This is a genomic window from Streptomyces sp. SGAir0957 (assembly GCF_043523415.1).
This window is the reverse complement of sequence record NZ_CP027293.1, coordinates 751,139-778,138: the sequence shown is the minus strand read 5'-3', so window position 1 is coordinate 778,138 and position 27,000 is coordinate 751,139. Positions and strand designations below refer to the sequence as shown.

The window sequence follows — 27,000 nt, the reverse complement described above, 5'->3', positions numbered from 1 at the left end:
GTGAACATACGCCGCACCCTCTCCCTCGCCGTGGCCACCGCCGCGATCGTCCCCGCCTTCTGCCTGACCGCCGCCCCGGTGTTCGCCGCGACGTCCGCGGCCGCCGACGAGTCGGCCCGGCCGACCTACGACGAGCTGAAGAAGGCCGCCGAGGACGCGGACACGGCGTACGAGAAGGCCTCCGCCGACAAGAAGGCGGGCCTGGAGAAGCTGAAGGCGCTGTTCGACGCCCTCGACCACGACGACACCCACCCGCTGCGCGCCGCGTACCTCGCCGCCGACAAGGCGTACACCACCGCCAAGGACGACCGGAAGACGGCGGACGACGCCGTCACGGCCGCCGAGGCGAAGCTGGAGTCCGCGGCCGAGGCCGACAAGCCCGCCGCCCAGGCCGAGCTCGACACCGCCCGCACCGCCGCGCGGACCGCCGCCGACGCCGAGCGGGACGCCGAGACCGCACGGGACGAGGCGCGCGAGGCCATCACCGACGTCAGGGTCGCCGAGTCCCGTGTGTACAACGGGCTGACCAACGCGGAGAAGAAGGCCGCCGAGGACAAGAAGAACGCGCACGCCGCGCTGGAGGCCGCGCGCGAGTGCGTGCGCACGGACGACCTCACCGTCCTCGCCAAGGGCCTGCCGCAGAAGATCGTCGCGGGCACGACCACCGACTTCACGGTGACCGTCGCCAACAGCACCGACCGCACCCTGACGGTGCGGCCGCTGATGATGTTCCGCCTCGACGCCACCAACGACCGCCAGCACTTCATGACGGTGCAGTGGTCGCGCGACGGTGCGCCGTGGCAGGAGCTCGACCAGATGGAGAACCACCCGACCACCATCGAGTCGATGAAGCCCGGCGCCTCGACCGATCTGCGCCTGCGTCTCACGCTGGTCGACAACACCCCGGCCATGAAGGCGTGGGGGCTCCTCGCGGGCGACGCCGGCGACCCCTACAACCCGTGCGTGCTCGGCCCGATGAAGCGCTACGACTTCTCCGTCCTGACCGCGGGCAGCGAGTCGCCCGCCCCGGGCGACGCCGAGCCCGGCGAGGTGCCCGACAAGGACCGCCCGGCGCCCGGCGACGCCCCGAAGACCGACGCCCCGAAGACCGACGCTCCGAAGGACGCCCCGCAGGGCGGCACCTCCGGCAAGCCCGTGCAGGGCGTGGCCGACGAGCAGAGCGGCGGCCTGGCCGCCACGGGCTCCTCGAACGTCGTGCCGGCCGCGGCCGTCGCCGCCGGTGCCGTGGCCCTCGGCGCGGGCGCCGTGGTCGTCGCCCGGCGCCGTCGCGCCACCAGCTGATCCACGCGAGGGGCGGGCGCCTTCGCGCCCGCCCCGATCCGCACACCCGCGCACCCGCACGCAGGTCTCCGCGGTCTCCGCGGTCTCCGCGGTCTCCGCGGTCCCTCTGGTGTCTGTGCTGTCTGTGGTCTCCGCGGTTCCTACAGGAAGTGCTGCACGGCGCGCGTGGCGACCTCGGCGGCGCGGAACCCCAGCGGACGCTTCGCCCAGCGGCCGGGGTCCACCTTCACGCTGTGGGTCACGTCGTTCTCGTAGTCCGCGTCGAGGGCGGCGGTGAACTCCGGGTCGAGCACGGCGAGCATCACTTCCTCGTCGTGGTCGAGGGAGCGCCGGTTGAGGTTGGCCGAGCCGATGAGCGACGCGGTGCCGTCCACCGTGACGATCTTGCAGTGCAGCATGGTCCGCTGGTACTCGCGTACGCTCACGCCGCACTCGAGCAGCTTGTGGTAGTGGTGGCGCCCGGCGATCCGGCTGATCTGCTTGTCGGTGTGCGGCCCCGGCACGAGGAGTTCGACCTCAACACCGCGGCGCGCGGCCGTGCACAGCAGCTCGACGAAGTGGTCGTCGGGCGAGAAGTAGGCGGTGGCCAGGCGCAGCCGCTCCTCCGCGGACTCGATCGTCGCCCGCAGCAGCGTCTGGATGTCCTGCCAGCCGATGCTCGCCGACCCGCGCACCACCTGGACGACGGAGTCGCCCTTCGGCTCGTGCTCGATGAACCGGTCGCGCTCGTCGAAGAGTTCGTCGTGGCACTCCGCCCAGTTCTGGGCGAAGGCGGCGCAGATCCCGTCGACGGCCGGACCCTCCACCATGACGTGCGTGTCACGCCACTCGTGCGGCCCGCGCGCGTCCCCGCACCACTCCTCGGCGATACCGACACCCCCGGTGAACGCCGTCACCTCGTCGACGACGAGCACCTTGCGGTGGCACCGGTGGTTCTGCTTGAACGGGGACAGCAGCAGAGGCTTGCGGAACCAGGCGACGTCGACCCCCGCCTCGTCCATCAGGTCGAGCAGATCCCGCTCGATGGTGCGGCTGCCGAACGCGTCCAGGAGCAGCCGTACGCGCACACCGGCGCGCGCACGCTCGGCGAGGACGTGGGCGAACTCCCGCGCTATGTCGCCCTTCCAGTAGACGAACGTCATCATGTCGACCGTGTGCCGCGCCTCACGGATCGTCCGCAACATGGCGGGGAAGATCTCGTCGCCGTTGCGCAGGGGCGTCAGCTTGTTCCCCTCGGTCGCGGCCACGCCGATGAGGCGCTCCATACGACGTCGCAGCCGCTGTGTCCGATCGGACTGAGATCTCTCGGAGGCCGGGTCGGCGACCGGGGCCGCGGTACTGACAGACATGAACTTCTCCAGGTAGGAGCTGTAACGGGGGGCGCGCATCCGCATGCCCCGTCACGTTTCGTTCACACCTGACGCCCTCGGACACGACACCGTTGAGGGGGTGGGCCCGGCCGTGGCACCCTCCGCGGATGGATACGCGGGAGAGCGCGTCGTGGGACCCTACCTCCCCATGCGCGCGGCGGGCCTGCACCTGGCCGGCATGGACATTCACTTCTTCAGCCACTCCGAACTCGCCGCACTGCTTCCGGCGGACGAGTTCACCGCCGTTCTTCCTCCGCGCGTCCACCGCACCCGGCGCGGCCCGGCACACCTGGGCCAGTGGTCGCAGTGGGAGGCCATCTACCGACGGGCCTCACCACCCGCCTCCCATGAGTTCGGGGTAGTCGAAGCGGTAACCGGCGAAGTCGGCGATGTGGACGTAACCGAGACGCTGGTACAGGGCGTTGCTGGTCGGGTTGGCCGGGTCCGTGAAGAGGACGACGTCCGTCGCGCCCGCAGTCAGGGCGGCGCCGCTCGTCTCCACGGTGACCGCCCCCGCGTAGCCGCGACCGCGGAGGTGGGCCGGGGTGTAGACGGGGTCCACCCGGACCATGCCCCCCGTGACCGAGGTGGCCGCGGCCATGGCGACGGGTGTGCCGTCCTCGGCCTCCCAGAAGGTGAAGTGCCGGTCGCCGAAGCGCGACGCGTCCCAGCGTCCGGCGTCGATCAGGTCGATCGACACCTGCTCGCCGACATCGACGCAGAACGCACGGCACCAGCGGACGATCCGCTCCCGGTCCGTCCCGCCGGCGGCGCGCCCCCGCCCCTCGGGAAGCGGCCGGGGCGGGGTGAGGGTGCCGAGCCGGTAGAGGTGTGTCCACCAGAAACGTGTCGGCGCCGCCCCCGTGTGTCGCGGCCAGGCCTCGGCGAAGGCACCGGCGGTGTCCACGTCGGCGATGACGTATCCCGGGAGGTGGCCCAGCGCGGCCAGGTGTGCGGCGAGGGTGTGGACCTGCTCGAAGGAGAGGGGCGTGAGGCCCAGGCGGCCGCGCGGGGTGAGGTAGAGGATCGCCCGCACCTCACCGCCCGCTTCCAGCCGGCCGAACACGGGGACGTCGGCGGCATCGGCGGTTCCGGCGGGCGGGCCCGTGCGGAGCTTCTCGATGTCGGTCAGCGGCGTGTTGTGCAGAGCGGGGCGCGAACGCAGGAAGTCCCCGGCTCGGGCGAGGAAGTCGTCGACGTCGTGGGTGAGGTGCCAGCCTTCGGGCCAGTCAGCGGGAAGCATGCCTCATGGTCCCGGATGGGTAGCGCGCCGTCCGCCGCCCGGGGCGTACAAAGAGGCCCCCGCCGCCCGGGGCACACAAAAAACGTCGGCCTTCCTCATGGGGCCCGGGGATGGGCGGGACCCTGAGGAAGGCCGCTCGGTCACCGTGCGGGTCGGCGACGCGCGCCGGGCCGCCGGGTGATCAACGGGTGGGCGCGGTGACCCAGCCCTTCTTCACCAGCTGGTCACAGTGCCACTTGCTCTGGGACGGGGACTCGCCCTTCGCCTTCGTGGCCGCCATGCAGTCCTTGTAGGGGAACGGCGGCCCGTCCTGGGAGGCGGGCGCCGCGCTCGCCACCGAAGCGGCAAGGCCGGTGGCGGCGATGGCCGTGGCCAGGGCAATGCTCATTCGACGCATGAAAGTGCACCTTTCGCTGAGTACGGGACGGACCTGCACGAACCTCAACGGTCCCGGCCCGTGCGACGGCACGCCCGCCCTGCGGCCCCCACCCGTATGCAGGAATCGTCCGCACCGTGTGCGGCCCGGTTCAGGCGCCGTCGGCCCAGCCGCGGAGCGCGTCGCGATCAGGGAAGTGGGCGACGTTCTTGTCGTGGGGGTGGGAGGTGTACTGGTGGAACAGCCAGTCGGCCTGGATACGGGGTTCGCCTGCGGTGACGTAGTCGGCGATCCACAGGCCGTCTCCGGCGTAGGAGGCGGTGTCGGCGTTGAGCCAGAAGTCGCGGTTCGTGTAGAGGACGACGCGGTGGTGCGGCCGTTGCTTCTTCAGCCGGCGGATGAAGTAGTCCTTCTCCTTGCTGGAGGCGTGGCTGCCGTTGCCGGTGGCCTCCCAGTCCACGGCCAGCACGTCGCCCGCCGTGTCGGGGATCTTGGAGAGGAAGTGGCGGGCCTGGGCGCGGATACGGCCCGGCCACAGGAAGTGGTAGTAACCGACCACCAGTTTCGCGCGGCGGCCCGTCCGGGTCTGGGCTTCGAGATGGGGGTTGGCGTAGCTGCGGCCCTCGGTCGCTTTGATGAAGACGAACGACTGGTCGTCGGTGGCGTAGGAGGGCGGCTGGTACGCGCTGATGTCGAGGCCGTGCAGCATGTGGGGCTCCTCGCCGTGGTTCGTGCCTGGCGCTGCCCGGGTGATGCCCGCTGCGGGCGTGACGACCCGCGACCCGTGGTTCGAACGTGGATGTGGCTGGTCGCCCATATGGGTGCGCGCGGGCGGGGGCGCCCTGAGAGGATCCCGGCATGTTCGCTTACGGGATCGAGGGCTACCTGCCGCGCTGGTCGAGTGACCTCGCCTCGGTCGTGGCGGACCACGGCCGGCGCCTGCGCGCGCTCATCGGCCGTCCGCTGAGCCGCGTATGGCAGGTCTGGGACACCGAGGACGACGAATGGTTCCGCGACTGCCCGGTCGTGCTCGACTTCTCGGGCGAGCGGGTGGAGATCAATCACCGCAGGTTCGCCGATCTCTCGATCGCCTGGAACACGGTGGACCCCGGCCGACCGGTTCTGTGGCCGGGGTTCGACCTCCGCTGGCGGACCGGCGCGGACCCCGAACTAGGCGCACTGCGGGGTCAGATACTCCAGGACGTGGAGCTGCTCGAGTGGAGCGGGCCCGATGCGGCGCAGGGATCGCTCGCCGTCTCTTTCCGCTTCCCCGGAGATCGACTGACGATCGCCAACGCCCTCGACGAGAACGAACTGGCCTTCGGGCCACCGGACCCGCGCTACCGGCAACGCCACTCCCGGCCCGGAGCCGTGTGAACTACTTCGGTTCCGTCGCGATCTGGATGAGGTTGCCGCAGGTGTCGTCCAGGACGGCGCTGGTGACGTCGCCCATCTCCAGGGGCTCCTGGGTGAAGCGCACGCCGAGGCCGCGCAGGCGCTCGTACTCGGCGTGGACGTCGTCGACGGCGAACTGGGCGAGCGGGATGCCGTCCTGGACGAGGGCGTCGCGGTAGGTGCGGGCCGCCGGGTGGCCGGCGGGTTCGAGGAGGAGTTCGGTGCCGCCGGGCTCGTCGGGGGAGACGACCGTCAGCCATCGGTCCTGTTCGCCGACGGGCACGTCGTGCTTCTTCACGAAGCCGAGGACGTCGGTGTAGAAGGCCAGGGCCTTCGCCTGGTCGTCGACGAAGATGCTGGTGAGGTGGATCTTCACGGTGCGTTCTCCTGGGGTTCGGTGGCCTGGGGTGCGGTGACCTGCGGTCCGGTGGCGTGCGGTCCGGTGGCGTCAGGTCCGGTGGTGTGGGGTTCGGTGGCCCGTGGTCCGGTGGGGTCGGGGAGGGGCCAGCGCTCGGTTATCCGCCGCAGAGGGGCCGTGTTGAGGTCGTGGAACTTGTAGCGCCCCTCCCGCCTGCTCTCGACGAGCCCGGCGGCCTCCAGTACCGCCAGATGCTGGGAGATCGCCTGGCGCGACATGCTGAGCCGGTGCTTCATCGCCAGGCGTGCGCACAGCTCGAAGAGGGTCTGCCCGGATCTCTCGGCGAGTTCGTCGAGGAGGGTGCGGCGGGTGGGGTCGGCCAAAGCTTTGAAAAGGTCATCGGCCATGACTCCACCATAGGCAAGCCTGTGCTTGCATGACAACCGCGGCGGCAGCGGCCGACGGAGGCCGCCGGTCCGCGCCGTCGTCGTGGGGCTACGAGGCCCGGGCCAGGATGCCCTCGACGCCGCGGAGGAACGTCTCGGTCACCGGCGCCGGGTCCGTGAGGCACCCGGCGGCCATGGCGCCGTCGCGGAGCATGACGAAGTGGCGCCCCGTCGCGTCGGCGGGCGCGCACCCCGCCCGGGTCAGGAGCTGGGTGGCGGTCTCCAGGAACCACTCCCGGTGGGCGAGCACGGCCCGGTGGACGGGGTGCGCGGGGTCGGGATACTCGGCCGCCGCGTTCAGGAACGCGCATCCCCGGAACCCGGGGGACCGGATGCTGTCGGCGATGGCGCCGCTGACGGCCCGGACCGTGTCGGCCGGCGTCAGCTCCCGCGCCCGGATGGCGGCCACCTGCGCGCGCAGACCGTCGTCGGCCCGCTGGAGGTAGGCGACGATCAGCTCTTCCTTGCCCTTGAAGTGCCGGTACAACGTGGCGCGGGTGACCTGGGCCTCGGCGATGATCCGGTCCACGCCGACGGAGTGGATGCCCTCCGCGTAGAAGATCCTGGTGGCGGTGTCGAGCAGTCGGGACCGCGCTTCCGACGTGCTCCCGGTGGGTGTGCTCGCGCTCATGTTTTCACGGTACCAGCCAGTGAGGGAGAACGTTCGGTCCCGCCCGTCTCGACCCCCATCTCCCGACATTTGCCTTCAAGCGCTTGAGGTGTGTTCTGCTCGCCCCATGACAGCAACCGCCTTCTCCATCCAGGACGTGGCCCGGCGCAGCGGGCTCAGCGAACCGACCCTGCGCTACTACGAGGAGATCGGTCTCATCGGCCCGGTCGACCGCGACGAGCGCAGCGGGCACCGCCGGTACGGGGAGGGGGACCTCGACGAACTGCAGGCGCTGGCCTGCCTGCGGGCGGTCGGCATGAGCATCGAGGACATGCGGACCTACCAGGGCAACCGGACCCGGGGCCGCTCCGCCGCGGCCGAACAGCGCGACCTGCTGCTGCGGCACGCCGACCGCGTCGAGGCGGAGATCGCCGCCCAGCACGCCCGGCTCGCCTACCTGCGGGAGAAAGCCGCCCTGTGGGACGCGCGGGAACGCGGCGACGCGGCGGCGGAGGCCGAGGCGACCCGGCGTTCCCTCGATGCGGCCCGGCGGCTGGAGGGGACGCGATGAGCCGGGTCCTGGTCACCGGTGGCTCCGGATACCTCGGAAGCCAGCTGGTCGCGGCGCTGCTGCGGGCCGGCAGGGAAGTCCGTACGACGGTGCGCTCGCTCGACCGCGAGCCGGAGGTGCGGGCCGCCGTGCGCCGGGGCGGCGCCGACGACGCGGGCCTGGAGGTCGTCGCGGCACACCTGATGGCCGACGACGGCTGGGCCGCCGCGCTCGACGGATGCGAGGAGGTCCACCACGTGGCCTCGCCGATCCCGGCCGTCCAGCCCGACGACCCCGACGAACTGATCGTGCCCGCCCGCGAGGGCACGTTGCGGGTGCTGCGCGCGGCCCGTGACGCGGGCGCCCGGCGCACCGTGCTCACCTCGTCCTTCGCCGCGGTCGGCTACACCCCCAAACCCGGCGCCGAGTTCACCGAGGCCGACTGGACCGACCCCGGCACCCCCGGCCTCGCCCCCTATCCCCGATCGAAGGCGATCGCCGAACGCGCCGCCTGGGAGTGGGCGGAACGCGACGGCGGCGGCATGGAACTCGTCGTCCTCAACCCGACGGGCATCTTCGGCCCCACCCTCACCACCACGCTCGGCTCGTCCATGCAGCTGATCAAGGCGATGCTCGACGGGGCGATGGACGTCGCGCCCCGCGCGCGTTTCGGCATCGTCGACGTGCGGGACGTCGCCGACCTGCATCTGCGCGCGATGGCCGCGCCCGGGGCCGCGGGCCGCCGGTACCTGGCCGTCGCGGACGGGCCGACGCTCAGCTTCGTCGAGCTGGCCGGCGTCCTGCGCGACCGGCTCGGCCCGCTCGCCGCCCGCACGCCCCGGCAAGAGGCGCCCGGAGAGGATCTGCCCCGGCCGGTCATCCACAACGACCGGGCCCGTGACCAACTCGGCTGGCGGCCGCGCCCCGCCACGACGACGCTCGTGGAGTCGGCCGAGTGCCTGGGGGACCTGTCGCTCGTGACAACACATCCCTGATCCGGCTCCAGGCACGACAGATCCGGAACCGTGCACGCCAGATCCGGAACAAGGCACGCCGGATCCGGCACCAGGCACGACAAAAGCGCGGTGCGCGGGCGGCGTGCCGGTGCATAACCTCCTCGGCGTGACGAACGAGGACGTACTGCAGGACGACGCGCACCGGCAGGTCGTACGGCTCGGCGACACCGTCCGCCGCCCCGTGCAGCCCTGGAGCGCGACGGTGCACGCGCTGCTCGTCCACCTCGAAGCCGTGGGCTTCACCCGCGCTCCGCGCTTCCTGGGGATCGACGACCGGGGCCGGGAGATCCTCAGCCACATCGAGGGCGCGGCAGGGCCGTCGGGCTGGGCCGAGGTCCAGGCCGAGGAGGGCCTGACGGCCTTCGCCCGGCTGCTGCGCGACTACCACGACGCCACCGAGGGGTTCGTCCCGCCCGACGGCGCCGTCTGGGCGCCCGGAGGGGCGGAGCCCGCCGCGGGGGACGTCGTCTCGCACGGTGACTTCGGTCCCTGGAACGTGGTCTGGCGCGAGCGGCGCGCCGTCGGTCTCATCGACTTCGACTTCGCGCGCCCCGCCCCGCGTCTGCACGACATCGCCTACGCGCTGCAGTTCGCCGCGCCCTTCAGGGACGACACGGAGTGCGTCCGCTGGCTGCGGTATCAGCGACCGCCCGACCGCCGCCGGCGCCTGGAGCGGTTCTGCGCCGCCTACGGACTGACGTCCACCGAGGGTGTCGTGGACGCGGTCGTCGACCGGCAGCGCGAGAACGTCGACCGTGTACGCCGGCTGGCGGCCGCCGGGATCGAACCGCAGGCGGCCTGGGCGTCCGACGGGTATCTGCCGGAACTGGAGGAGAAGCTGGCGTGGAGCGAAGCGCACCGGCACCTGTTCCAGTGACCTCCGCCTGCCCTCCCCGTCATGTCCCTCACGTCTCTCGCTCTCCTCATGACATGACGCTGCTCAACGCGTCCTCCAGCAAGAGGGTCGCTAGGACGGCGAAGGTGAGGCCGACGACGACGTTCACGAGAAGGGCCGTACGACGCCCCCGTACCAGCCCCTGACCAAGGCGGCCCGCGCACAGGCCGACGACGCTGTCCCAGACGAGCCCCATCACGAGGAAGATCAGCCCGAGGGACAGCAACTGAAGTGACAGAAGGCCGCGTTCGGGGCTGGTGAAGCGTGGCAGGAATGCGGCGAAGAACAGCACGATCTTCGGGTTGAGCAGGTTGGTGAGCACGGCCCGGCGCAGCACTTGACGGGTGGGCGGTTGTCGCGCGGTCGCCGTCGGTGCCGCCCCGGCCGTGCGGAGTGTGGTCACCGCCAGCCATCCGAGATACAGGCCACCGGCCAGTTCGACCAGCAACAGCGCGGCAGGTGTGGTGCGCAGCAGGACGGCGAGCCCGAGTGCGGCGGCGGTCACGTGCACCGCCATGCCCAGGGCCATGCCGGTGGCGGAGACGAGGCCGGCCCGCGGACCACGCTCGAGCGCCACCGCCACGATGTACGCGGCGTCGGGCCCCGGGGCGACGGTGATGACCGCGACGGCGGCCAGGTAGGCGGGCAGAAGGGACAGGTCAAGCACGGCAACTCCCGCGTCGTCGGTGCAACGCCCGGCGCTGTAACGCCTTATTTCCCTCCAACACGTTACGGATGCGGGAGCATGTGCGCAACGGGTAAACCCGCCGCAAGGCGTTACGCTGACGTCCATGGCCGTCTCTTTCACGGAAATCGCCCCCGACGCCCTGGTGGACCTCGTCAACGGCTGGGGCGCGCTGCCGCGCCAGGGGGACGGGAGGGCGGACGCCCCGCACCGGGCCGTCTCCTCCCTCACGCGCCGCCTCAGTCTGCCCACGCGCGTGAACTCCGCGCTGACCGTGCGGACGCTCGCGGACGCGGCGGACCGACTGCACGCGGTCTTCGCCGCGCAGAACGGCGAGGCGTGCGCGCGGGAGCTGACGCGGCTGCTGACCAATACGGGCGTGCGCCCCGCCATGGAGGCGGGAGCCTCGGGAAGCCTCGGTGCGGCATGGAGTGTCGACTCCGCGAAGCAGGTGCTGCCCGCGGCGGCGGCGATCACCCTGCGCCAGTTCCTCGCCGACCGCGGATTCGACCGCATTGGCGTCTGCACCGGGGGCCACTGCGCTGACGTCTACCTCGACCAGTCACCCGCGGGCCGGCGCCGCTTCTGCTCGGTGACGTGTCAGAACCGGGCGCGGGTCGCGGCCTTCAGACGGCGCCGGGCGGACGCCGTCGGCTGAGGGGTGCCGCCGAATGGCCGGTCCGGTCATGCCCCGGTGGCTCCGTCGAGGCGTTCGCGGATGAGGTCGGCGTGGCCGTCGGGTGTCGTCCTTGTCGGCACACTGTGAGCGCGTTCCTGGTTCGGGTACCGATGGTCGTATGACACATGTGGTGCAGGCGGGACTGTGGGGGCTGGTGGCCGGATCGGCGTTGCTGGTCGGGGCGGTGCTCGGGTACGGGGTGCGGATCCCGCAGAAGGTGATCGCGACGGTGATGGCGTTCGGCGCCGGGGTGCTGCTGTCCGCGGTCTCCTTCGAGCTGGTGGACGAGGCGTACAAGAAGGGCGGCCTCGGCCCCGCCGCGATCGGCACGCTCGCCGGTGCCGGTGCCTACACGCTGGGCAATGTGTGGCTCGGACGGCGCGGCGCCCGGCACCGCAAGCGTTCGGGGAGCGGGCGGGGACCGTCGCAGCCGGGGGAGGACGAGCAGAGCGGGTCAGGTACGGCGCTGGCGCTCGGCGCGCTCCTCGACGGGGTCCCGGAGTCGGCGGTGATCGGCGTCAGCCTGCTCCAGGGCGGGGCGGTGAGCCTGGTGACCGTGGCGGCGGTGTTCATCAGCAATGTGCCCGAGGGGCTGTCGAGTTCGGCGGGGATGAAGCGGGCCGGGCGCGGCAAGGCATACGTGTTCGGGGTGTGGACGGCGATCGCGGCGGCGAGCACGGTCTCCGCCGTCCTGGGCTATGTGGTGATCGGCGCGTTCTCCCCGGCGGTGATCGCCGCCGTGACGGCTGTGGCGGCGGGCGCGATCCTCGCCATGGTCGCGGACACGATGATCCCGGAGGCGTTCGAGGAGGCACACCTGGCGATCGGTCTGGTGACGGTGTGCGGGTTCCTGATCTCGTTCGCCCTCTCACACGTGTGACCCGCTCCCCTTGCGTGTGTCACGGGCGGGCGAGCGCACGGGTGATGCCGGTGGCGGCCGTGGTGGCGAGGACCCAGCCGGCCACGGTCAGGGCGTAGCCGAGCCATTGCCCGGCGCCGTGCGCCGCGTAGGCGGTCTCCTGCCCGAAGGCGGTGAGGGGCACGAGCAGGTCGAGGGTGTAGGCGAGCGCGTTGAAGGGCGGCGCCTTCGCCGCTTCGAGCGGCGCGGGCGGATGTGCGTGGAAGAAGAGCGCGCCACCGGCGAGCAGCGCCGCGAGCCAGAGTCCGGCGCGCAGGGGGCGGTAGCCGTAGCCGACGGTGGCGTCCTGGAGGTAACCCCACAGGCGGGTGAGCGGGGGGAGCAGGGAGCGGCGGTGCCGTTGCTTGGCGAGCAGGACGGTGCGGGCCTCGTCCTCGTGGCCGAGGCGCCGGTAGGCGGCGGCGAGTTGCTCGTAGGGCTGGGGCAGGTAGCCGGTGGTGCCGCGCCGCAGCCAGGCGAGGCGTTCGACGGCGGGCAGGGGCGTGGCGAGGGCGTCGTAGGTGGCGTCGGCCAGGCGCAGGTCGGCGGGCCAGGTGGGCGGGGTGTCGTAGACGGTGCCGAGGTGTGCGTTGCCCGCGTCGACGGTGCCCTCGGGCGGGCGCCGGGTGCGCAGATCGGTCTCGCGGGCTCGGACCAGCCGGAGGGAGAGGGCGGTGTTCCGGGGGTTCCTCAGCGTGGTGTCGTGGAAGCTGAGCCGCGTGCCGATGTGGGTGCCGTCGAGTGTGACGCCGCCGTCGACGGTGAGGCCGACGCCGAGGTCGAAGTTGCGGGTGATCTGGACGTCGACGGCCTCCAGGGCGATGTCACCGGGGTTGCTCAGGCGCGCCCCGCAGAAGCCGATCGCCGCCGCGACCGTGGCGCCGGAGAGGATGACGCGGCCCTCGGCGCTGAACCGGGGGTGGCAGGTGAAGTCCTCGCCGGTCCGGACGTGGTAGGCGTCGAGGGCGTGGCCGCCCGGGTTGCGCAGGGAGGCGCCTTCGAGGTCGAGCTCGCCGGAGACGACGGCGCCGGAGAGGCGGAACGCGCCCTGGACGGCGAGGTCGGTGCCCAGGACGTCGCCGCCCACGGTGAGCCGGACGGCCGAGATCGCCTCGGTACCCGGGGCGGTGATCACCGCGTCGCGGAGGTCCCAGTCGCCGTGGATCTGCGCGCGGCTCACCACGAGGGGCCCGCTCAGCTGTGAGCGGGCCACCACGAGCCGGCCGTCGATCTGCGCCGAGTCGGCGACCAGACCGGGCAGGACGCAGCCGGTGAGGATCAGGTCGCGGGTCCTGGCGCCCCGGAGCAACGGCACCTCGTCGAAGCGGCACTGATCGAGGACGACCGGCGCGGCGATCTCGGCGAACCGCAGGTCCAGGGTCCCGGTGATCCTGGCACCGGTCAGGCGCAGCGCCGGGCGCTCACCCGGGGCGGGCACGTCGCCGTCGCCCAGCAGCAGCGCGGCGACGACCTCCGCCCGTACGCCCTCCCGCTGCCGCGGGGTGACGTGTACGGCTTCGCCCCGGGCGAAGGAGCGCCACAACTGGCCTTCGGCGGCGTTGAGTTCGTCGGTATGCATGATCGCCGATCATCCCGGTGCGCGCCTGTCCAGGACAACTGGCAAAGCTCACCGCTCGCGCGCGTCGCAGTCGACGTCCTTGGCCGGCAGCCGGCCGGTGGCGAGGTAGGCGTTGACCGTGGCGTCGGCGCACGCGGAACCGTAGACGCCGAACACCGCGTGCTGGTCGGCGCCGCGCAAGGTGACCAGGCGGGAGGAGGGCCAGGCCCGGCGCACCGCCGTCGCGCCGTCATAGGTGGTGCGGGGGTCGCCCGTGGCGTTGACCAGGAGGGCGGGCAGGTCGGCGCGGAGGGTGGCCGGGCGTTCGCGGGGCGGGTCCCAGAAGGTGCACGGATTGAGGTTCTCGGTGACGGGGCCGAACAACGCGTCACGCGCGCGTGCCCGTTGTATGTCGCGCCAGTACACCTCCGGGTTCCTCGGTGCGGCGGCGTCGCCGCACAGGATCGCGGTCTGGACGCTGCCGTAGGCGGAGTTGGCGCCGGTCAGTTCGAAGTCGAGGACGCCGGCGAGCCAGGGCGAGGGGGTGACGTGCTGTCCGTCCGCCGCGCGCCGCAGGTCTTGGACGCCCCGGGCGAAGTCCCCGTAGGCGGCGTCGTTGTCCTGCGAGAGTCCGTTGAAGAGGACGAGGGGGAGGATGTGCTCGTCCACCCGGTGGTCGCCGAGGCGCAGCGGGGCGCGGGTGGCGGCGGCCTGGAGGCGGTCCACGGACTTCAGGACGGCCGCCCGGGTGCGGCCGAGGCCGTAGGTGTCGTCCCGGGCGGCGGCCCAGGAGGCCCAGCCCTCCAAGGCGTGGCGGTTGGCCTTCCCGGCGCCCCGCAGGAGCCGGGGCCCGTAGGCGGCGGGGTCGATGACACCGTCCAGGACGACGCGGTCGGTGCGCCCCCGGAACATGCTCGCGTAGACCTCGCCCAGGTAACTGCCGTACGAGTAGCCGAGGTAGGAGATCCGCCGCGCGCCGAGCGCGGCGCGGACCACGTCCATGTCGCGTGCGGTGTTGCGGGTGGTGGCGTACGGCAGGACGTCACCTGCGTGCCGGCGGCAGCGTTCGGCGAGGTCGCGGGAGAAGGCCGCCATGCGGTCGAACCCGGCGCGGTCGGCGCCCGCGCCGCGGAAGGCGGAGCCGGTCGGCCACCGGCAGTCCAGCGGGGTGGAGCGGCCGACGAAGCGCGGGTCGACGCCGACCACGTCGTAGCGGGCGGCGACGTCCTTCATCGCCTTGGTGACCCAGGGCGGGTCCCCGATCGTCTGGCCGCCGGGTCCGCCGCCGTTGAGGAGCAGCGGGCCGACGCGGTGGGCGGTGTCGGTGGCGCGGATCCGGGAGACGGCCACGGTGATCGTCCGGCCGCGAGGGGCGTCGTAGTCGAGCGGTACGGTCACGTCGGCGCACTCGGCGCCCGCCTGTTCCAGCTCCTTGCCGGTCGCGTCGTCCGGGTCGAGCACGCAGCTCTTCCAGTCGAGGCGCTGCTGGTGGTAGCGGGCGAGCGGGTCGGCGGCGGCGTGGGCCTGCGGGGCGGTGGCGGGCAGCGCGGTCAGGGCGAGCGCGGCGGCGGCGAGACCGAGGGCCACTGTCCTGGCCGTCCTCGCTGGACTCGCCGTTCTCGCGGGGCCTTGGGGAGAGTGGGTTGAGCGCGTCACTGGTGTGTCCCTTCCGTCAGGGGCGTCGGGTGTGCGAGGTGCGTTGGGTGTGCGAGGTGCGTCGGGTGTGCGGACGGTGGGTCCTCGCAGAAGGCCGTCTCGACGACGGCGAGGAAGTCCTGTTCGGCCTGGAGCGTGTCCGGTACCTGGTTGAGCGCGACGGCGACGGCGCGTCCGCCGGGGCCGACGGCGGTCAGCGCGCGGTGACCGCCGGGCACGGTCCCCGCATGGCCCCACCACTGGCCGCCGCAGCGCAGCGGGGACGCGATCAGGCCGAGTCCGTAACGGGCGCCGGGCCAGAGCCGGTCGGGGTCGGCGGCCACGGTGCGGCGCATCTCGGCGAGTTGGGCCGGGGGCAGCAGACGGCCGCCGAGGAGCGCGGCGGCGAATGTCGTGAGGTCGGCGGGTGAGGAGACGAGGGCGCCGCCGACGCCGCCGAAGCTCATGTTCCAGGCGGTGCCGTCGGCGAGACGGCCGTCGTCGCCGGTGAAGTAGGAGCGGGAGTGCGGGCCTTGGACGCGCGTGGCGTCCCCGGGCCAGTACGTGGCTCGCAGTCCGAGGGGGTGGATGACGCGGCGCGTGATCTCCGCCTCGGGGGAGCGGCCGGTGACCTTCTCGATGATCAGGCCCGCGAGAAGGTAGTTGGTGGTGGCGTAGTGCCACGCACCGTCGGGGCGTGGCAGGTCGAGGGCGCGGTCGACGAGTTCGCGCGGCTCGAAGTGGCGGTACCGCAGGCGCTCGGGGTGCTCCCATTCGGGGGCTTCGAGGTAGTCGGGCAGGCCGCTGGTGTGCTGGAGCAGCCGGCGTACGGTGATGCGGCGGCCGTCGTGTCCGTTGCGCCGGATCAGGCCGGGCAGGTAGCGGTCGACGGGCGCGTCGAGCGCGAGGCGGTGCTCGGCGGCGAGTTGGAGGACGACGGTCGCGGTGAACGTCTTCGTGACGCTGCCCGCGCGTAAGTGGTCGGCCGCGTTCATGGGGCGTCCCGTGGCCCGGTCCGCCGCCCCGGCGGCCTCGGCGTGAGCCCCACAGGGTGTGCGCGGCCCGACGTCGGTGACCAGGACCGCTGCTCCGGTGATCCGGTCGCGGTCGACGAGGGTGCGCAGTGACCGCCGCAGCTCTTCGTGGGGTCCGCAGACGGTACGCGGCCCGGCCTCGGCCGGTTGTGCCGCAGCCGGGGCGACAGGCGCGAGGAGAGCCGCCAGCAAGGCCGCGACACCGGTACGTCTGCGCAGACTTGCGCTGATCAGGGAGGGTGGCATGGAGCCACGCTAGGGAGCGGCGCCGACCAGGTCACTCGGGGTGGCTGCCCAGTCCGGGGTGGGGGCAGCAGCAGTACGGGGGTACGGCAGACCCCCCGGGCGAGGGGCGCGCGGCCGAGGTGGTTACCTTGCGAGATGGCGAGGTGAGTACCTTGCGGGATGGCCGAGGTGAGTACCTGGCGGGATGGCCGAGGTGCTTACCTTGCGGGATACGGTGGCCTCCGCGCCGGCCCGTTCCGGGCGGCCCCCGGCCGCCCCGCACCCGGAAGGTTCCTCCCGCCGCCCCAGCCGCCCCAGCCGCGCCCCGCGTGTGAAGATCCCGTGCATCCTTCGGGGACCCGCGTACCGGGATGTGGCGCACCGCCCGCCCACCCGCATCTACAGGCCTGTAGATTCTGGCCAACTTCCGCCCTTGTACTGGCTGAAAACATCCCCTCAGGTGTTGCGGCCCACGGGCGCCGCCACCTCGCGGCGCGGGCGATTCTCCAGGTGTTCACCTACTGGGCGAGGTGTTAATGCGCCCGTCGACGTTCTATTGAAAACCGGACATCACGCCTGGTGGTGGAGGTGGACGAGGGGGTGTTCCCCGTGGTCGAGAGGGTGTTTCGCCGCCCGTCGGCACTGGGATGTGTGGCCCCTCGGGAGCGCGTTCCGGCACGGGATCCGAGCCGTGATCACGGTGATAGCATCCCGGCATCCGCGATCTTGATCCACTCGTCCCGCGCGCCGCCTTGCGACGCGACCCGCGCATGTGCCTCGCCCGCCGGGCGATGCCCCGGGCCGTGTCGTGGGCCCCGACGAGGTGCATCTGTCGCTCACTGCATGCCATGCGCCGAGAAAGGTTTCCATGACACGAGACGCACTTGTGTGGTGCCTGGTTGCGATAGCCGCGATATCCATCGCCGCTGTTGTGGCACTCACCGCCCGCAGTAGAGCCCTCGCGGCGAAGAAGAAGCAGACCGAGGCGGAACTGCGCCAGCAGTTGACCACCCTGAACAGCCAATTGCACGTCTCCCGCGTCGAGTTGCAGCGCATCTGGGACGAGCGCGACGGCGCCATCCTGGAGGCGAAGGAGGCAGCCGAGGAGAACACCAAGGCCGTCCTCAAGGGCGCCGCCAGCTTCCTGCAGAGCCTCGCGGCCGAGCAGACCACGCTGCTCGACGGCGTCCAGCGGCGCTACGGAGGACACGCCGTCCTCAGCGACCTCCTGGACGTGAACCACGCCAACGCCCAGATGGCGCGCAAGGCGCAGGGCATCGCCGTGATGTGCGGCGCGCCGCTCGGCCGCCGCTCCCGGCCTGCCAGCGTCTACGACGTGGTCCGCAGCGCCCAGGGCCAGATCCGTAACTTCAACCGGGTCGCCATCATGCAGCAGACCGGCCTCGCGCTGAAGGCGTCGGCCGTCGCGCCCGTGGCGCTCGCCGTCGCGGAGCTGCTTGACAACGCTGCCAGCTTCTCCCAGCAGGACGCCCCGATCGAGGTGACGTTCCAGCGGGTGCAGAACAACCTGTGCATCGTCATCGACGACGCCGGTGTCAGCATGAGCGACGAGGACCGGCAGCGGGCCACCGCACTGCTCTCCGGCAACGATGTCCCCCGCCTGTCGCAGCTGGGCAACCAGCCGAAGTTCGGTTTCCCCGTCATCGGCCTGATCGCCCGTCAGTACGGCTTCAAGGTGGACGTCACCGGAGTCTCCCGGTACGGCGGCGTGCGCGCCGTCGTCCTGCTGCCCGAGGAGCTGTGGACCATGGAGGAGACGCCCCCGCAGGCCGACGACGCGCCCGCGCAGCGCAGGGAGGCGGCGGTCAGCCCGATCCGCCAGCCCGAGCCGCGCGTCCAGGCCGAGCAGCCGCGTCCGGAACCGCGTGCCGAGGCGCCGAGGCGTACGGTGCACGGTCTGCCGAAGCGCGGAGCGCGCCAGTCCCCGGTCACGAGCGTGACCGACGCCGCGGCCGGCCGGCCGGGCCCCCGGGGCGCCACGGAGGTGCCGCGCACCTCGGGCCGCAGCCTCGGCGCCTTCCAGCGGGGAACGATGTCGGGCCGCAACCTTGAGGCGGCCCCGGCGGAAGGGTCCGAAGACGAATGACCGCAGACCTGTCCTGGATGCTCCAGGACATCGTGCAGAACGTGCCCCGGGCGCGCCACGCCGTCCTGCTGTCCGCCGACGGCCTGCCCCGCGGCGCGACCGAGGGGCTGGACGCCAAGGACGTCGGCACCATCTCCGCCGCGATGGCCGGCATGCAGTCCCTCAGCCGGGCCACCGCCCACTTCGCCGGTCCGGCCAAGGACGGCGAGTGGAACCAGACGATCATCGAGTTCTCGCACGGCTGGATCTTCCTGATCGGGGCCGGTCAGGGCGCCTACCTCGCCGCGGCGGCCGAGCCCGACGTGGACATGCAGCAGATCTCCTTCCGGATGCACCGCCTGGTGGCCCGGCTCGGCAACAACCTCACCTCGGCGCCGCGCGTCCCGACGGACGAGGGCGCGGCGGGCGGTTCCGGTGACGCGGCCCGGCAGTCGGCCACGAGCAGCGCGGGGTTCGTGCTGCCCGCCCTGGACCGGGCCGTCGCCGAGGTGCAGGGCGCCCGGCACGCCGTACTGCTCGGCGGCGACGGACTCCCGATCGGGGCGACCGCGGGCATGCCCCGTGACCTCGCGGACACCATCTCCGCCGCCATGACCGGCATCCACGCCTACAGCCGGGTCACGGCCCAGTTCGCGGGGGACGTCGAGGAGCCCGCGTGGCGGCAGACGGTCATCGAGTTCTCGCACGGCTGGATCTTCCTGATCGCCGCCGGGGGCGGCGCCTTCCTGGCCGCCGCCGCGGAACACGACTGCGACATCGAGGAGTTCACCACGCGCCTGCACGAGGTGGTGCCCGAACTGACCGCGCAGTCGGCGTACGGCGGGGGAGCCGCTGATGTCTGAGGACCCGGACGAGGGGCCCGAGCTCACCGCCCCGTTAGTGCCACTGTTCGTGATCACCAACGGGCGCGCCCTGCCCCCTGAGCACCAGTACGAACACACCGCCCTGGTGACCGCCGCCCGCGACGGCGGGACCGCCGCCCGCGGACTGTCGCCGGAAGCGCGCACGGTCGTCGACCTGGTCGCCGACGGATTCCTCTCCGTCGCCGAGGTGGCCGGCCACACCCATCTGCCGCTCGGTGTCGTGCGCATCCTCCTCGCACAGCTGGAGGAGAGCGGCCTCATCCTCGTCAGAAAGCCCATACCGCGCGCCGAACGGGTCGACAGGGAACTGGTCAGCGCCGTCCTCAATGGCCTGAAGAACCGATTCGGAGCGTGACTTCTTGTACCTGGATCCAGACGTCTCCCATGCGGTGAAGATCCTCATAGTGGGGCACTTCGGGGTCGGGAAGACCACCTGCATCGGCGCCCTCTCCGAGATCGAGCCGCTGCGCACCGAGGAGGAGATCACCGAGGCCAGCGTCGGCTTCGACGACCTCTCGGGCACGCCGGACAAGACGACCACGACCGTCGCCATGGACTTCGGCCGCCTCAGCCTCAGCGAGTCCCTCGTCCTCTACCTGTTCGGCACGCCCGGCCAGGAGCGGTTCAAAGAGATGTGGGAGGAGCTGTCGCGGGGCGCCCTCGGCGCGCTGGTCCTCGTCGACCCCGAGCGCCTGGACGAGTCGTTCCCGGTCCTCGACCTCGTGGAGCGGTTCGGCCTGACGTACGCGATCGGCGTCAACCACTTCGACGGCACCGTCGACTATCCGCTCGAGGAGGTGCACGAGGCGCTGAACCTCTCGCCCGAGACGCCGGTCGTCAAGTGCGACGTACGCGACGAGCAGTCCGCGGCGCAGGCACTCATCACCCTCGTGAAGCACCTCATGTCCCTGCTCGCCTAGGAGCCCCCGCCATGCAGCACCCCCAAGACACCTCGCACATACCGCCGGGCTGCCCCGCGCACGAGAACCTCCACCTGTACGGTCCCTCGTTCGGCGCCGACCCGGACGGGCACTACGCGCACCTGCGCGCGGCCGGACCCAGCGCGCCCGTGGACATCGCCCCTGGCGTCGAGGTCGAGCTGATCACCAGCTACGACGCGGCCCTGCACATCCTGCACAACCCCGCGTCGTTCGTCCGCGACTCCCGGCGCTGGAACGCGCTCAACGAGGGGCGCGTCCCCGCCGACAGCCCGGCCCTGCCGATGATGGGCTACCGGCCGAACGCGCTGTTCAGCGACGGCGCGGCGCACGCGCGGCTGCGCCAGGTCGTCACCGACAGCCTCGCGACGGTCGACGAGCGCCAGCTCGTCCGGCTCACGCAGCAGTCCGCCGACTACCTGATCAGCCGCTTCAGCGCCGAGCGCGGCGGCGAGGCGGACCTGATGGCGGCCTACGCCGCCCCGCTGCCGCTGCTCGTCTTCAGCCAGCTGTTCGGCTGCCCGCCCGAGATCGGTGACCGGGTCATCTCCGGCATCAGCGGCATCTTCGAGGGCACGCCCGGCGCCGACGAGGTCCTCGCCGGCGCGCTCAGCGAGCTGATCGCCCTCAAGCACCGCCGCCCGGGCACCGATGTGACGTCGCGTCTGATGCAGCACCCGGCCGGGCTGAGCGACGAGGAAGTCCTGCACCAGCTCGTGACCCTGCTGTCCGGCGGTACGGCGCCGCTCGCGGCGACCATCGGCACCAGCACCGCGCTGTACCTGGGCGAGGACTGGCAGGCCGGGCTCCCGGTCGAGGGCGCCGTCTCCCAGACGCTGTGGAACTACGCGCCGATCGCCAACTACGCGGCGCACTACCCGACGCACGACGTCGAGCTCGGCGGCCGCACGATTCGCGCCAACGATCCGGTGCTGATCTCCTTCGCCGCGGCCAACACCGACCCAAAGCTGAGCGTCCACCGCGAGCAGCTCAGCGCCAAGGCGCACCTGGGCTTCGGGGCCGGGCCGCACGCCTGCCCCGCCAAGGACCCGGCGTTCATGATCGCGGTCACCGCCGTCGAGTCGCTCCTCAAGCGGCTCCCCGACGTCGAGCTCGGCCGTCCGTTCGCGGCCCTCGCGTGGGTGCCCTCGCCGTGGAGCCGCTCCCTGGTGACGCTTCCCGTGCGTTTCACTCCGCGAACGATTCCCTTTGCAGGGGGCGATATGGGGCAGTCGTCCTCCGGTTCCGCTTCGCGGCCGGCCGCCGCGCCCTCGGATGCGCTGCTGTCACGGAACAGCCAGGTGGACGCCGGTTCCGCTGCTTCGAAGCAGCGCAAAGGGGGTCTCTTCAGCCGATTCCTCTCCTGGACCCGGGGCGAGTGATTTAAGTAACTCTGTGAAAACAGTAAGTAATTGGATGGTTCAACGATCTTGTGGGTATCCATGGCGCTCGATGCTCAGGAAGGAGCCGTCGCCATGGGAGTTGTCTCCACCCAGCCCTACGATCGTCGGGCCGCCGTCTCACTGTTCTCACGACTGCGAACCGCCAAAGGACAGGCCGACCCCTTTCCCCTGTACGCCGAACTCGCGGCGAGGGGCGGGGTCAGCCCGGCCCCCTGGGGCGGCTCCCTCGTCACGGACTTCGACATCTGCGATCAGATCCTGCGAAGTCGCGAGTGGCTCGAACCGGACGCGCGCTGGCGAGAACGGCAGGGGGCGGGCACACGCTGGAACGCGCCCTCCTCGCGGGAGATGGGCAAGACCCTTCCCGCGCTCAACCCCCCGGACCACACGCGCGTACGCCGGGCCGCCGGCGGATTCGACCGCTCGACCATCGCCGACCTCGGCCGGATCGTCGAGACCGTGACCGACCGGCTCCTCGACTCGCTGGCCGGGCAGTTGCGCGAGGGCCCGGCCGACTTCGCCGCCGCCGTCGGCGAGGAGCTGCCCGTCGCGGCCGTCGGGCACTGGCTCGGACTGCCCGCGGCGGACTGGCCCCGGCTGCGCGCCCTCACCCACGAGCAGGTCTTCACGCAGGAACTGCTGCCGTCCGCCAGCCAGCTCGCCAGGTCGGACGCCGCCACGGCCGAACTGCGCGACTACTTCGTGGAATTCGTCCGCGGCCGGCGCGCCCGGCCGGGCGAGGACCCCGTGTCCGGATGGATCCGGGCGTGGGACGCACTCGAACCGGACCGCGCCGAGGCGGACGAACAGGTCTACCTGCTGGCCCTGTTCGTCGTCCTGGCCGCCCTGGAGACGACCGCGACGCTGCTGACAACGATGGCACTGCGCCTTGTCGAACACCCCGGGCGGTGGGAGCTGCTGACCTCCTGCCCCGATCTCGTCCCCGCATTCGTCGAGGAGTCGCTGCGCTACGACCCGCCCACCCATGTCATCAGCCGGGTCGCCTCCCGCGACACGGTCCTGGGCGGCGTCGAGATACGCCAGGACGAGATGGTCCACCTCATGGTCGCGGCGGCGCAGCGCGATCCGGCCCGGCACCTCGACCCGCACCGCTTCGACCCGCTGCGCCGCCCCGCCCACCTCGCCTTCAGCGGCGGCATCCACTACTGCCTCGGTGCCCCGCTCGCCCGGCTGGAGGCGCAGACCCTGCTCCGCCGCCTGGTCCAGCGCCTTCCCCGGCTCACCCTCGTACGCCCTCCGACCTGGGCGCCCCGTGTGGCGTTCCGGCGCCCCCTGAGTTTGGACGTTGCTTTCGCATGACAATGCTGAATCGTTTCTTCGCCGGGTCGTCCGGGGCGTCCCGCAAAGCGGTCCTCGTCGAGGAGGACGGCCCGGTGCTGCACGTGCGCCTGAACCCCGACGGGCAGGGCGACGACACCCTGGGCGCCGCCGTCCTCGACGACCTGACGGCGGTCCTGGACGACCTCCACGACCGCCCCGGCGTACGGGTCCTGGTGCTCTCCTCGCTGGGCGAGAACTTCTGTCTGGGCGCCGACCGCGCCGAGTTCCAGGCCGCCATGGAGACGGACCCGAGCGGCGCCGCCCTGCGCCGCATCGCCGACAAGGCCCACCGGCTGTGCCAGGCGCTCGAGAACACGCACGCGGTCACCATCGCCCAGCTCCACGGCAAGGTCATCGGGGCGGGCCTCGCCCTCGCCTCCTACTGCGACCTGCGCGCGGGCGCGGACACCTGCACCTTCCGTATGCCCGAGGTGGGCATCGGCCTCGCCCCCGCCTGGGGCGGCGCCATGGGCCGCCTCATCTCCGAGGCCGGGGCGGCCAGGATCCGCGAACTCATGCTGACCTGCGACACGTTCGACGCCGACACCGCGCACCGGATCGCCCTCCTGCACAAGGTGGTCCCGGCCGACGGCCTCGAACGGGCCGTCACCGCCTGGACCAGACCCCTCGGCCGTCGCGCGCCCGAGGCCCTGATCACGACGAAGCGCATGTTGACGGCCTACTCCCGGGCCGACCGCGTCGCCGACATGACCCTGCTGGACTCGCAGTTGCTGGCCGCGCAGGTGGTACGGGCCAAGTGAGGGGCGGGCGAACGGCTGCCCGGCGCTGGGTGTGGGTGTGGGTGTGAGCGTGGGTGTGGGTGTGAGCGTAGGTGTGGGTGTGAGTGTGGGTGTGCCGACGTCCGGTACGTGTGCCGGGATCAGCCCACACCGCGGTGCGCGGCCCACATCTCCCCGGCCCGTCCCGCCGCTCGGGAGATCAGCGCCGCCAGTTCGGGCTGGTCGGGGACGGGGAACGACACGTAGGCGCCCCGGCCGCCTTCGACCGGCCTGCCGTACGCCTTCGTGGCGAGACGGCCGTCCGGAAGGAGCCGGACGTTGAGAGTGGTGAGGCTGAACACCTGGCCGCGCCGGGTGTCCGTCCAGCGGAGCGCCTCCGGGATCTTCACGTTGATCGCGAGCGCACTCACTTCGAGGTCGTCGTCCATGCCTGGATGATCGCACGCACGACACCGCCCCGGCCGAGGTTCTGGACCCGGCCGGGGCGGAACGCCGTCAGCGGACCGTGGTGACCCGCTGCTCCTTCAGCGCACCGCAGTTGGAGCCGGCCACCGAGACGTAGATGTTCTTGATGTTGCCGCCCCAGTCCACGCAGTGGGCCTTGCCGTACACGTAGGTCGGGCCCGCGTACGAGGTGTAGCGGCCGTAGTCCGAGTCGCCCTGGTCGGTGTCGGGCACGTAGACGTACGCCGACATGTCGACCGCGGTGCCGGGGGTGGAGCGGATGGTGGCGACACAGTTGCGGCCGTTGCTGCTGTTGTAGGTGAGGTAGATGGTCCCGAGCGATCCGACCGCCGCGGAGTTCACGGTCTTGTACGCACTTCCGCAGACCTTCTGCGGTGTGGTGTTGGGTGCGGCGGAGGCCGGTGACGCCAGGACGGCCGTGGAGCCCGCCGCGAGAGCCGCCACCGCGGACAGTGAGAGAACAGAACGGTTGAATCGCATATTTCCCCCTTGTTGTTCTTGGAGTGCTTCCTCCTGCTTGGTGTGACATCCCGGACCGGCGAAGGGTTGTTGTGCCCTCGCCGAAGTGGCCGAGATACGGCGGCGTGGCCGGGAATGTGCGGTGACGTGGTGTCAGTTCACCTTTGTCGTCCCGGACACGGACAGGGCGGCGCCCTGACCGTCGCGGGGCTCGGCGGTCAGGTCCCAGGTGTACGTGCCCGAGGCGACCCGGCGCCCGTCGTCACCCGCTCCGTCCCAGGACGCGCGGACGGCGGCGGCAGCGGTGGCCCCGGTCAGCGTGCGCACGACGGAGCCGCTCGCGCCGTACAGCTTCAGCGTCCAGGTGGCGGGCTTGCTGAGCTGCCACACCGGCTGCCAGGGCGATCCGGTCGTCGGACCCGGGCCCGCCTCGGTCTGCGCCTCCATCTGAGCCAGGGGAGAGGTGGGCACCTTCGCGGTGACCAGCGCCACCTCCCCGAAGCCGGCGGTCAGGTAGGCGATGTTGCCGCCGAACCGGTCCACCGCCCAACGCCCGGTGCTGCCACCCGTGTTCCGGTCCGAGGCGGGCAGCACGGCCACGGTGCGCGTGGTCGCCGTACCCGTGTGGAAGTCGGTGAGCAGCAGCGCGTGGCTGGTGCGGTCCTCACGGACCAGATAGCCGTCGGCGAGCCGGACCGGCCCGGCGGGAACCGTGACGCTGCGGCCGGTGGCGCGGTCGTACACCCCCGCGGAGCCGCCGCAGGACCAGTACAGCCAGGTGTTGACCGCCTGGAGTTCGGTGGGCGTGCACGGGGCGCCGGTCTCGACCGTCGCCACGTTCCTCTTCGTCTTCAGGTGGTAACCGACGACGCTGCCCGGCGTGGTGCCCGGGGTCCACAGCAGCTGGCCCCAGATCGCCGCGGCCGTACGGGTGCGGCTGAGCACGATCGCGCCGTCGGCGCCGCGGGCGAAGTCCGCGACTTTCTGCACACCGGCGGTGCCGCCGTTGTAGAGGACGTAGCGGCCGGTGCCGGTGCCGATGCGGCCCTTGGTGTCGCCGGTCGACGCGGTGGAGGCCGAGTTGGTCCCGGTGGTGGTGTACACCGCTTCGGAGGCGCCCGGGGCCGTCGCCAGGTAGGCGAGCCTGCCGTCGCCGAGCGCTTCCAACTGCGGGCAGGCCGCGTCCCCGGCGAGGCAGGGCGAGACATCGACGAGGCCGGCGCGCAGGGTCTGGCGGCCGGTGGGCCTGCCGTCGCGGTCGAGCGGGATCGCGTAGGCGGTGTTGACGCCGCCGGTGTTGGTGGGGTTGCCCTGGAGCAGCAGCTCACCGCCCGCGAGCAGCAGCCCGTCGATGTACCCCCGGCCCGCGGGTACGCGCAGCACGCGGGTGGCGGTGGCGTCGCCGCTCGCGGTGGCGGTGATCCGGTGGACGTACCAGTCGTCGCTGTCCGCGCCGCCCGTCGCGAGCGCGCCGCCGTCGAGACTCGGGCCGATGGAGCCGTGCGCGTTGTCGATCAGCGTGTGCCGGACACCGGTCGCCAGGGAGGTGGCCTCCACGGTGGGGTGCTGGCCCGCGGGCACGAACTCCGGGTTGCCGGTGAGCAGTTGGTCGCCCACGACGGCCAGGTGGTAGCCCGCGTACGAGGTGATCGCCACGGGCTCCGTCCCGGGCTCGGCGCCGGTGCGCAGCGCGCTGTTGCCGACGACCAGCCAGCGGTCGTTGAAGAGGACCGCCTCCGAGCCCGCCAGCGATACGCCGAACGTGCCGTCCGCGAGGTCGACGAGGCCGGTCGACACCTTGCCGTCCACGCGGTGGCCCACGGCGAGGTACCGGACGGAGCCGCCCTCGGTGACCGTGCCCGTCAGCTCGGCGCCGGACGGCAGACCCGTCACCGGTATGTCCCGCGTGGCGCCGTCGTCCCCCGCGCGCAGCACGTGCAGCGCGCCCGCCGCGTCCTTGGACAGCACACTCCAGCCGACAGCGGCCAGATAGGTGTGCCCGGCGGGCACGGTGACCTCGGCGGTGACGCCGGTGGCGTGGTGCTCCTGCGTCACGACGCTGCCGCTGCGGGTGCTGAGCACGTCCGCGCCCGAGGCCAGGTCGTCCGGGCCCGCGTGCGCGGGCGGGGTGACACCCTCGTAGTCCACCCAGAGCGCCTGCGGCGAGGAGCTCTGCGGCAGCGTGTAGCGCAGGCCGGACGCGCCGGCCCAGAGGTAGCGCACCTCGGTCGGCCTGATCAGGCTGAACTGGGTCGTCGCGACGGGCTCGTCGGCGGCGTACGCGGGTGCGGTCTGCGCGGCGTACGACAGGGCCAGCATCCCGCCGACGGCCAGGACGCCAAGTCTTCGTGAACGGCTCATGTCGGTGTTCCCTCCCCGGTGGCGGCGCGGGAGCGGGTGCCCCGCGCT

At 72.2% G+C, this 27,000-nt stretch carries 27 protein-coding genes and 1 pseudogene; 14 read left to right on the top strand and 14 right to left on the bottom strand.

Features of this window, described 5'->3' with window-relative positions; genetic code table 11:
- A complete protein-coding gene (locus C1N81_RS08690; protein WP_394428138.1) occupies positions 1–1,302 on the top strand; it encodes a hypothetical protein in 1,302 nt (433 codons plus the stop codon).
- Positions 1,303–1,442: 140 nt separating this feature from the next.
- On the opposite strand, the gene C1N81_RS08685 is transcribed toward C1N81_RS08690, so the two are convergent.
- The 4 genes from C1N81_RS08685 to C1N81_RS08670 all read right to left on the bottom strand — a co-directional run bounded on the left by C1N81_RS08685 (position 1,443) and on the right by C1N81_RS08670 (position 5,000).
- Positions 1,443–2,651 (bottom strand): phospholipase D-like domain-containing protein, encoded by a 1,209-nt coding sequence (locus C1N81_RS08685; RefSeq protein ID WP_394428137.1) that lies wholly within the window; start codon positions 2,649–2,651, stop codon positions 1,443–1,445.
- A gap of 352 nt (positions 2,652–3,003) precedes the next feature.
- On the bottom strand, positions 3,004–3,915 hold the full coding sequence (locus tag C1N81_RS08680; protein WP_394428136.1) for a GNAT family N-acetyltransferase: 912 nt from the start codon (positions 3,913–3,915) through the stop codon (positions 3,004–3,006).
- 181 nt (positions 3,916–4,096) lie between these two features.
- Positions 4,097–4,303 carry a hypothetical protein gene (locus C1N81_RS08675; protein ID WP_394428135.1) on the bottom strand — a complete coding sequence of 69 codons (207 nt, stop codon included), beginning with the start codon at positions 4,301–4,303 and terminating at the stop codon, positions 4,097–4,099.
- Between the two features lie 139 nt (positions 4,304–4,442).
- Positions 4,443–5,000 carry a GH25 family lysozyme gene (locus tag C1N81_RS08670; protein WP_394428134.1) on the bottom strand — a complete coding sequence of 186 codons (558 nt, stop codon included), beginning with the start codon at positions 4,998–5,000 and terminating at the stop codon, positions 4,443–4,445.
- A gap of 149 nt (positions 5,001–5,149) precedes the next feature.
- On the opposite strand from C1N81_RS08670, the gene C1N81_RS08665 reads away from it, so the two are divergent.
- Complete coding sequence (locus tag C1N81_RS08665) at positions 5,150–5,668, top strand: hypothetical protein (RefSeq protein WP_394428133.1); 519 nt, start codon at positions 5,150–5,152, stop codon at positions 5,666–5,668.
- Between the two features lies 1 nt (position 5,669).
- On the opposite strand, the gene C1N81_RS08660 is transcribed toward C1N81_RS08665, so the two are convergent.
- The 3 genes and pseudogenes from C1N81_RS08660 to C1N81_RS08650 form a co-directional block, all read right to left on the bottom strand.
- Positions 5,670–6,062 (bottom strand): VOC family protein, encoded by a 393-nt coding sequence (locus tag C1N81_RS08660; protein WP_394428132.1) that lies wholly within the window; start codon positions 6,060–6,062, stop codon positions 5,670–5,672.
- 95 nt (positions 6,063–6,157) lie between these two features.
- Positions 6,158–6,451 (bottom strand): annotated as a pseudogene (locus tag C1N81_RS08655) (ArsR/SmtB family transcription factor); the annotation flags it as partial.
- Between the two features lie 88 nt (positions 6,452–6,539).
- Positions 6,540–7,121, bottom strand: coding sequence for a TetR/AcrR family transcriptional regulator (locus tag C1N81_RS08650; protein ID WP_394428131.1), 582 nt, complete (start codon positions 7,119–7,121; stop codon positions 6,540–6,542).
- A 106-nt stretch (positions 7,122–7,227) separates the two neighbouring features.
- On the opposite strand from C1N81_RS08650, the gene C1N81_RS08645 reads away from it, so the two are divergent.
- From C1N81_RS08645 to C1N81_RS08635, 3 genes are all read left to right on the top strand, one after another.
- On the top strand, positions 7,228–7,671 hold the full coding sequence (locus tag C1N81_RS08645; RefSeq protein ID WP_394428130.1) for a MerR family transcriptional regulator: 444 nt from the start codon (positions 7,228–7,230) through the stop codon (positions 7,669–7,671).
- A complete protein-coding gene (locus tag C1N81_RS08640; RefSeq protein ID WP_394428129.1) occupies positions 7,668–8,645 on the top strand; it encodes an NAD-dependent epimerase/dehydratase family protein in 978 nt (325 codons plus the stop codon). Before C1N81_RS08645 ends, C1N81_RS08640 begins: the two co-directional genes overlap by 4 nt.
- Positions 8,646–8,772: 127 nt before the next feature.
- A complete protein-coding gene (locus C1N81_RS08635) occupies positions 8,773–9,543 on the top strand; it encodes a phosphotransferase (protein WP_394428127.1) in 771 nt (256 codons plus the stop codon).
- A 46-nt stretch (positions 9,544–9,589) separates the two neighbouring features.
- On the opposite strand, the gene C1N81_RS08630 is transcribed toward C1N81_RS08635, so the two are convergent.
- The gene (locus tag C1N81_RS08630; protein ID WP_394428125.1) at positions 9,590–10,228 is read right to left on the bottom strand and encodes a LysE family translocator; all 639 of its coding nucleotides are present in this window, start codon (positions 10,226–10,228) and stop codon (positions 9,590–9,592) included.
- 124 nt (positions 10,229–10,352) lie between these two features.
- On the opposite strand from C1N81_RS08630, the gene C1N81_RS08625 reads away from it, so the two are divergent.
- Both C1N81_RS08625 and C1N81_RS08620 read left to right on the top strand, forming a co-directional pair.
- Positions 10,353–10,904 carry a CGNR zinc finger domain-containing protein gene (locus C1N81_RS08625; RefSeq protein ID WP_394428124.1) on the top strand — a complete coding sequence of 184 codons (552 nt, stop codon included), beginning with the start codon at positions 10,353–10,355 and terminating at the stop codon, positions 10,902–10,904.
- 139 nt (positions 10,905–11,043) lie between these two features.
- On the top strand, positions 11,044–11,805 hold the full coding sequence (locus C1N81_RS08620) for a ZIP family metal transporter (RefSeq protein WP_394428123.1): 762 nt from the start codon (positions 11,044–11,046) through the stop codon (positions 11,803–11,805).
- 19 nt (positions 11,806–11,824) lie between these two features.
- On the opposite strand, the gene C1N81_RS08615 is transcribed toward C1N81_RS08620, so the two are convergent.
- The 3 genes from C1N81_RS08615 to C1N81_RS08605 all read right to left on the bottom strand — a co-directional run bounded on the left by C1N81_RS08615 (position 11,825) and on the right by C1N81_RS08605 (position 16,296).
- Positions 11,825–13,402 carry an oxidoreductase gene (locus C1N81_RS08615; RefSeq protein ID WP_394428122.1) on the bottom strand — a complete coding sequence of 526 codons (1,578 nt, stop codon included), beginning with the start codon at positions 13,400–13,402 and terminating at the stop codon, positions 11,825–11,827.
- A 48-nt stretch (positions 13,403–13,450) separates the two neighbouring features.
- Positions 13,451–14,968 (bottom strand): alpha/beta hydrolase, encoded by a 1,518-nt coding sequence (locus tag C1N81_RS08610; protein ID WP_394428121.1) that lies wholly within the window; start codon positions 14,966–14,968, stop codon positions 13,451–13,453.
- Positions 14,969–15,033: 65 nt separating this feature from the next.
- A complete protein-coding gene (locus C1N81_RS08605; RefSeq protein ID WP_394428120.1) occupies positions 15,034–16,296 on the bottom strand; it encodes a serine hydrolase domain-containing protein in 1,263 nt (420 codons plus the stop codon).
- 847 nt (positions 16,297–17,143) lie between these two features.
- Here C1N81_RS08605 and C1N81_RS08600 point away from each other — a divergent pair.
- From C1N81_RS08600 to C1N81_RS08570, 7 genes are all read left to right on the top strand, one after another.
- Positions 17,144–18,382 carry an ATP-binding protein gene (locus C1N81_RS08600; RefSeq protein ID WP_394428119.1) on the top strand — a complete coding sequence of 413 codons (1,239 nt, stop codon included), beginning with the start codon at positions 17,144–17,146 and terminating at the stop codon, positions 18,380–18,382.
- A complete protein-coding gene (locus C1N81_RS08595; protein WP_394428118.1) occupies positions 18,379–19,224 on the top strand; it encodes a roadblock/LC7 domain-containing protein in 846 nt (281 codons plus the stop codon). Before C1N81_RS08600 ends, C1N81_RS08595 begins: the two co-directional genes overlap by 4 nt.
- Positions 19,217–19,600, top strand: a complete 384-nt coding sequence (locus C1N81_RS08590) for a DUF742 domain-containing protein (protein ID WP_394428116.1) — start codon at positions 19,217–19,219, stop codon at positions 19,598–19,600. The genes C1N81_RS08595 and C1N81_RS08590 overlap by 8 nt, the downstream gene beginning before the upstream one ends.
- Before the next feature lie 4 nt (positions 19,601–19,604).
- The gene (locus C1N81_RS08585; RefSeq protein WP_394428115.1) at positions 19,605–20,165 is read left to right on the top strand and encodes a GTP-binding protein; all 561 of its coding nucleotides are present in this window, start codon (positions 19,605–19,607) and stop codon (positions 20,163–20,165) included.
- 11 nt (positions 20,166–20,176) lie between these two features.
- Positions 20,177–21,565, top strand: a complete 1,389-nt coding sequence (locus tag C1N81_RS08580) for a cytochrome P450 family protein (protein ID WP_394428114.1) — start codon at positions 20,177–20,179, stop codon at positions 21,563–21,565.
- A gap of 93 nt (positions 21,566–21,658) precedes the next feature.
- Positions 21,659–22,906, top strand: a complete 1,248-nt coding sequence (locus C1N81_RS08575) for a cytochrome P450 (RefSeq protein WP_394428112.1) — start codon at positions 21,659–21,661, stop codon at positions 22,904–22,906.
- The gene (locus tag C1N81_RS08570) at positions 22,903–23,688 is read left to right on the top strand and encodes an enoyl-CoA hydratase/isomerase family protein (RefSeq protein ID WP_394428111.1); all 786 of its coding nucleotides are present in this window, start codon (positions 22,903–22,905) and stop codon (positions 23,686–23,688) included. Before C1N81_RS08575 ends, C1N81_RS08570 begins: the two co-directional genes overlap by 4 nt.
- 119 nt (positions 23,689–23,807) lie before the next feature.
- Here C1N81_RS08570 and C1N81_RS08565 read toward each other — a convergent pair whose 3' ends face one another.
- The 3 genes from C1N81_RS08565 to C1N81_RS08555 form a co-directional block, all read right to left on the bottom strand.
- Positions 23,808–24,095: a hypothetical protein gene (locus C1N81_RS08565; RefSeq protein WP_394428110.1), complete on the bottom strand. Its 288-nt coding sequence runs from the start codon at positions 24,093–24,095 to the stop codon at positions 23,808–23,810.
- Between the two features lie 67 nt (positions 24,096–24,162).
- The gene (locus tag C1N81_RS08560; RefSeq protein WP_394428109.1) at positions 24,163–24,612 is read right to left on the bottom strand and encodes a spore-associated protein; all 450 of its coding nucleotides are present in this window, start codon (positions 24,610–24,612) and stop codon (positions 24,163–24,165) included.
- 132 nt (positions 24,613–24,744) lie between these two features.
- A complete protein-coding gene (locus C1N81_RS08555; RefSeq protein ID WP_394428108.1) occupies positions 24,745–26,952 on the bottom strand; it encodes a FlgD immunoglobulin-like domain containing protein in 2,208 nt (735 codons plus the stop codon).
- Between the last annotated feature and the right edge of the window lie 48 nt (positions 26,953–27,000).